The 5,741-nt window shown below is 62.6% G+C and carries 7 protein-coding genes; 4 read left to right on the top strand and 3 right to left on the bottom strand.

Annotation, left to right across the window (positions count from 1 at the left end; genetic code table 11):
• Both ettA and VF662_RS09315 read left to right on the top strand, forming a co-directional pair.
• A partial coding sequence (gene ettA, locus VF662_RS09310) for an energy-dependent translational throttle protein EttA (protein WP_464140185.1) occupies positions 1-1,675 on the top strand: 1,675 nt, incomplete at its 5' end.
• 104 nt (positions 1,676-1,779) lie between these two features.
• Positions 1,780-2,535 (top strand): hypothetical protein, encoded by a 756-nt coding sequence (locus VF662_RS09315; protein ID WP_464140187.1) that lies wholly within the window; start codon positions 1,780-1,782, stop codon positions 2,533-2,535.
• A 41-nt stretch (positions 2,536-2,576) separates the two neighbouring features.
• Here VF662_RS09315 and VF662_RS09320 read toward each other — a convergent pair whose 3' ends face one another.
• Positions 2,577-3,149, bottom strand: a complete 573-nt coding sequence (locus VF662_RS09320; RefSeq protein ID WP_464140189.1) for a Uma2 family endonuclease — start codon at positions 3,147-3,149, stop codon at positions 2,577-2,579.
• A gap of 655 nt (positions 3,150-3,804) precedes the next feature.
• Positions 3,805-4,110, bottom strand: coding sequence for a hypothetical protein (locus VF662_RS09325; RefSeq protein ID WP_464140191.1), 306 nt, complete (start codon positions 4,108-4,110; stop codon positions 3,805-3,807).
• 224 nt (positions 4,111-4,334) lie between these two features.
• Between VF662_RS09325 and VF662_RS09330 the strand changes: the two genes are divergently transcribed.
• A complete protein-coding gene (locus VF662_RS09330) occupies positions 4,335-4,670 on the top strand; it encodes a DUF3482 domain-containing protein (RefSeq protein WP_464140193.1) in 336 nt (111 codons plus the stop codon).
• 224 nt (positions 4,671-4,894) lie between these two features.
• On the opposite strand, the gene VF662_RS09335 is transcribed toward VF662_RS09330, so the two are convergent.
• Positions 4,895-5,212, bottom strand: coding sequence for a hypothetical protein (locus VF662_RS09335; RefSeq protein ID WP_464140195.1), 318 nt, complete (start codon positions 5,210-5,212; stop codon positions 4,895-4,897).
• Between the two features lie 296 nt (positions 5,213-5,508).
• Here VF662_RS09335 and VF662_RS09340 point away from each other — a divergent pair.
• Positions 5,509-5,741: protein usg (locus tag VF662_RS09340; RefSeq protein ID WP_464140197.1), on the top strand; the 233-nt coding region annotated here is incomplete at its 3' end.

Consider the following 5,741-nt stretch of genomic DNA (forward strand, 5'->3'; position numbering starts at 1 on the left):
CGCACAATATAGCTTTGTTATGAAGGGCATGACGAAGACCTTCCCGGGCGCCCCCAAGCCCATCCTCAACAACATCCACCTGCAATTCTATTCCGACGCCAAGATCGCGATCATCGGGCCGAACGGCTCGGGCAAGTCGACGCTGATGAAGATCATGGCGGGCCGCGACACGGAATATCAGGGCGAAGCCTGGCCGGGCGAGCATATCCGCGTCGGATACCTCGAGCAGGAGCCGCAGCTCGATCCCACCAAGACCGTCAAGGAGAACGTCATGGACGGCGTCCGCCCGGTCGCCGACATGATGGAGCGCTTCAACGAGATTTCGACGATCATGGGCGATCCGCCCGAGGATGCCGATTTCGACGCTCTGATGACCGAGATGGGCGAGCTCCAGGAGAAGATCGACGCGGTCGATGGCTGGTCGCTCGACAACCAGCTCGAGATCGCGATGGACGCGCTTCGCTGCCCGCCCGGCGACAGCCCGATCGCCAATCTCTCAGGCGGCGAGAAGCGGCGCGTCGCGCTTACCAAGCTGCTGCTCGAAAAGCCCGACATCCTGCTTCTCGACGAGCCCACCAACCACCTCGATGCCGAGAGCGTGCAGTGGCTTGAGAAGCATCTCGTCGACTATGCCGGCAACGTCATCCTCGTCACCCACGATCGCTACTTCCTCGACAATGTGGTGAACTGGGTGCTCGAGCTCGATCGCGGCCGCTACTACATCTACGAGAGCAATTATTCGGGCTATCTGGACAAGAAGGCCAAGCGCCTGGCGCAGGAAGAGCGCGAGGACGAAGGCAAGCAAAAGGCGATCCAGGAGGAGCTGGACTGGATCCGGCGTTCCCCGAAAGCCCGCCAGACCAAGTCCAAGGCGCGCATCAAGGCGTTCGACGAACTCGTCGAGGCGCAGGAAAACCGCACGCCGGGCAAGGCGCAGATCCTCATCCAGGTGCCCGAGCGGCTCGGCGGCACGGTGATTGAAACGAAGGGCCTCACCAAGGCCTATGGCGACAAATTGCTGTTCGAGGATCTGACCTTCAGCCTGCCGCCCGGCGGCATCGTCGGCGTGATCGGCCCCAACGGCGCGGGCAAGACGACGCTGTTCAAGCTGATCACGGGCGCCGAGCAGCCCGACGACGGCTCGATCAAAATCGGCGAGACGGTTCGCCTCGGCTATGTCGACCAGAGCCGCGACGCGCTCAATCCCAACCATAATGTGTGGGAAGAGGTTTCGGGCGGCGCCGACGTGTTCAAGCTCGGAAAGCACGAAGTGTCCACCCGCGCCTATGTCGGGGCATTCAACTTCAAGGGCCAGGACCAGCAGAAGAAGGTCGGCCAGCTCTCGGGCGGCGAGCGCAACCGGGTCCACATGGCCAAGATGCTTCAGAAGGGCGGCAACGTCCTCCTGCTCGACGAGCCGACCAACGATCTCGACGTGGAGACTCTGCGCGCGCTGGAAGACGCACTCGAGAATTTCGCGGGCTGCGCGGTGGTGATCAGCCACGACCGCTTCTTCCTCGATCGCCTGGCGACTCACATCCTCGCCTTCGAGGGCGACAGCCACGTCGAATGGTTCGAGGGCAATTTCGAAGCCTATGAGGAGGACAAGCGCCGTCGCATGGGCCCCGAAGCCGACCGCCCGCACCGGATGAGCTACAAGAAGCTCACGCGCTAGCCTCGCCTCTTCTCATGCTCCCGAGGCTGCGCTTGCATGCCCGGACGAGGCGGTTGTGATCTCAGCATAGTGAGTTATGCTGGCTCGAAGGGGGAGTGGTGGGGATGTGGATCCTAATCGCGATCATAATCGTCGGGCTTTTGATTTACGGCGTGTCAGCTGCAAACAAGATCAAGAAACAGCACGAGGCTGAGAATGCTACGTTCACAGGCGCACATCAGGGATGGGAAATCTATGTTTCGGCCTTTGATCGAGGAGTTCTAGCCTTAGATCACGACCGCCGGCGCCTTGCCGTCGGAACGGTAACTAACCACGTCGAAGTCGCTTGGTCGGCAATCAACTCAGTAGAAATCGAGAAGAACGGACAGTCGATCCAGCAAACTAACCGTGGATCGCAGGTAATGGGTGCGGCTGTCGGAGCGGTACTTCTCGGTCCTCTCGGGCTCTTGGTAGGCGGCCTGACCGGCTCTAAACGGCAGCGGGAGCGTGTCAGCGATCTCAGCCTCAAAATCTTGATCGATGAACGGAGCGAACCGGTTCATCGCATTTCCTTCTTCCGAATGGCGGGAAACGGCGTCGATTCGAATAGTCCGTTGCTCAAGGAGCCCGCACGCAGGCTCGAGCATTTTCACGCCCTGCTCGCGAATGCGATCCGCTCGGATCACCGGGCTACGTTCGCGCCACAATTCGCCAGTGCCGATGGTGTAGAGAGCAGGATCGGGAAGCTCTGGGAGTTGTATCAGGCAGGCGCTCTCACTCACGAGGAATTCCAGGCACAGAAGCTCATGCTTCTCGGATCAACAACGATGGAAAGCTCTAAGCAGGTTGACCTGCACAAGCCCGACGAATGGAATAGCTGACCTACCTGAGCCGCCGCCACGGCTCCGAGCACAACATCCGATTACGCCAGTCCAGCCGTCCCGGCCTTCAATCCGTCAATGGTCGCTGAAATCAGCACTTCGCCGAACGGGACGTCGATCTGCTCCGCATAGCCGTCGGGTCCCGTGCCCATGTGCAGCAGGCAGCGGTCTTCGTTGAGATCGATCACCCAATATTCGGGGATGCCGACGCGTGCGTAGATGTCCGCCTTGCGGCCCAGATCGGTGGCGAGGGTAGTGTCCGCGACTTCGATGACCAAAGCGACCGTGTCCAGCGGAACAGGACCGTTGGCGCGAAAGCTCGTCAGCACGATGTCCGGCTCAGGCATCGTGTCGGCAGAGACAGCAACCGCGACTTCGACGATGGCTTGGAGCGGCGACTTCATGCCTCGCAGGCACGTTTCCAGTTCAAAGGCGAGATTGGACTTCACCCGTGCGTGACGGCTGAACTGCGAGTTCATGCAGATGATCTCTCCCTCGATCAACTCGCTCTTCGAATAATCGTCGAATGCGCCGTGCTCCTGGAGCAGCAGAAAATCCTCGACCCTGAGGCGGGCGGCATGCGGCACGTTGGCGGCGTCGTGCAATGCGTTCATGCTCATCTCTCTATCAGGAGTGACCGCTTGTTTCCAGCAGCAGCCGCGGTTTCGAGGCACGAACCCAGGGCAGTTGCGCGACTTCATCATGGAAACGAACGCTTCCCAATAAATTGCACTTCCGGCAGTCACAGAAAGGCGATCCACAAATGTTCTTGACATTTGGAACCAAATAGGCTAGCAAGTCGATCCTGCCTGGTCGGCCTGATCACCCGGAGGGGCAGGGGGATCTGCTTCGCTCCCATTGCGGGAGCTGCGCGGACGGGCTCCGGTCCGGCCGCAAAGCCTCGGCGAAGCAGGGCGGTCGGCGCGGATGTTCATCCGGGAACGTATGAGCTCGCGTCTATAGAAGAGCCGGTTTCATTAGTAGGTCCTTCCGGTGCGGCGGCTTCGGCCGCAACGCCGGCGGCGCCCGCTCCGCAAGGAGGGAGCGCCGAAGCCACACGCCTTTGACAAGGCGGGGGGACTCGTACGGCTCTCAACCAAAGACTGGACGCTTTCGATTACCACCGAAAGCAACAAAAGTCGTCCAGCCCCGGGTGCCCGTGGCAAGGACGCGCCGGCCGCTTGTTCCTTCCTCGTTTCCGGAAGCCGCTTCCGCACGCCCGTTGCACCGGGGAGCCGATCGCGGCCTCCCCGGCACAATGTCGGCAACCTACTGGCTGTTGCCGCCGCTCGTGTTCCCGCCGGCGCTGGTGTTGCTGACGGAGTTGCCGGCGTCTTCCGCCGCATTGCCGACGGCGTTGGCGGCGTTCTGCGCCATGTTCCCGGCATCTTCCGCGACATTGCCGGCGGCGCCCGCCACGTTGCCCATCGTGTTGTCGCCCGGGATCAGGCCTTCGCCGGCGGCCGTCGTATCGTTGCCGGCGCTGTTGTTCGCCTCGCTCTGGCCGCCGCCGCCGCAGGCGCTAAGCAGCAGCACGCTAGCTGCGGTGGCGATCAGTTTCGTCCGTGTCGTCATGTCTGTCTTCCCTGTCTCGCCCGCCGCATCGGGCCGGCAAATTGCACTTGAAGCCTACCGGCAGCGGCCGAACCTCGCCCGCGCCGATGCCTAACGCTGAGCGGTGGAAGTGGCTCCGCGCCACTGCGCCGGAACGAAGGGCGAGCACTTCTCGTTTGATCAGAAGCGGCCCTGCGCATCCGGACGATCCGTGACTGGCCGGGCCCGTCAGCAAGAGGTGAGTTATGCGTAAGACCCTTATGATCGCGACGATATTTGCCGTCTCGGCTCCGCTCGGCGCCTGCGCGAGCTATGACGAATACGGCTATGACAGGAATGCCCGGCAGCGCGAGCGTGCGGTGGTCGGCGCCGCGGCCGGAGCGGCGGTCGGCGCGGCCGTCGGAGCAGCGGTCGGCGGGGTCAGCACGGGCGAAGGCGCCGCTGTCGGCGCGGTCGCGGGCGGCATCATCGGCGCTGCCACGTCCAACAACGACCGCCGCTGGTACCGCAACAATCGCGGCGAATGCTATTACGTGAACGACCGCGGCGATCGGATCTACGATTACGGCCGGCGCTGCTGAGGCGGCGGCTTCTTCGCTGCCGAAATAGATAGGGGCCGGCACTCCGAGGAATGCCGGCCCCTCCCTCATTACGCGACCCGAGGGGTCGATAACCAGGCCGACCGCGGAAGATACGCCCCGCAAACTCGTCGCGCCCTGCTGCCGACGATGCGCTTATGCACTGATTCGGTTGATAAAAGCCTGAATGCGCCCGTCAGCCGCCGTTCATTGGCCAGGGCGCTGCTTCAGCTCTTCCGGCAGGGAACCCGGCAGGGTGCCGCCGGCGCCGCCGGTCCCTTCGGCCGCTTCGGCGCTTCGCCGAGCGCACGCTCGATCTGGGAGGAGATATGCTTGCTGTCCCGCTCATATCCCTTCGCCTCGAGGCAATCATATGCGTGATAGAGCGCTGCGATCGGATCCATCCAGTAATCGTGCTTCGCCTGCCTCGAGCACATTTCGATATCGACCTGCATCTGCGCCGCCGTCTTGGTGGGATGGCTGACTCGCGCCGGAGCGCAGGCGGCGGCAAGGAGCGCAAGGCCGAGCAACGGGGCTGACTTCATCGCTGGAACATCCTCAAGCAAAGCGACGGCCGTCTTGTCTCACTCCCGGGCAACATCTGCAACCGCAGGCTTGTGCCTTCCGCGGCACTCGCAGCGCCAAGCGGCTTAAATCCGGCTCGAATTTTGATACTGTTGCGGAACGAGATTCGCTGCTCCCGGGTTGATGGCAGCCCACGGGGAGGCCCGAACAGGAGTTTTGAGGAGAAGCAGGAGGTCCCAGTGTCAGTGGCTTTGAAGCGCGTTCTCACCCGCGGCCGGTTCAGTCCCGCCGCTATCCTCAGCAGGAGGGCCAGCCGGTGATCGACCGCGATTTCCTACTCCAGGTGCGCGGCTACGGCCTCACCACCGCCGAGATCAGCTATTACATGCCGGATCATCCCAAGCTCATCCAGCTGTTCGTTTGGCAGCTTTACGACGTCGCCCCGTCCTTCCCAGGGGTCCACCAGTTCCTCGACCATTGGCGGCGCGAGATCGAGGCGGCGATCCACTCGGTCCGGGTCGCGCACCACCAGCTGATCGGACCCAACGA

The sequence above is a fragment of the Allosphingosinicella sp. genome (assembly GCF_036387215.1).
Classification (GTDB): domain Bacteria; phylum Pseudomonadota; class Alphaproteobacteria; order Sphingomonadales; family Sphingomonadaceae; genus Allosphingosinicella.

Bases quoted from the DNA above. Each gene is read 5' to 3' on its own strand.
- VF662_RS09325 (WP_464140191.1), bottom strand. From the start codon at position 4,110: ATGACGACACGGACGAAACTGATCGCCACCGCAGCTAGCGTGCTGCTG.
- VF662_RS09335 (WP_464140195.1), bottom strand. From the start codon at position 5,212: ATGAAGTCAGCCCCGTTGCTCGGCCTTGCGCTCCTTGCCGCCGCCTGC.
- VF662_RS09320 (WP_464140189.1), bottom strand. From the start codon at position 3,149: ATGAACGCATTGCACGACGCCGCCAACGTGCCGCATGCCGCCCGCCTC.
- VF662_RS09330 (WP_464140193.1), top strand. From the start codon at position 4,335: ATGCGTAAGACCCTTATGATCGCGACGATATTTGCCGTCTCGGCTCCG.
- VF662_RS09315 (WP_464140187.1), top strand. From the start codon at position 1,780: ATGTGGATCCTAATCGCGATCATAATCGTCGGGCTTTTGATTTACGGC.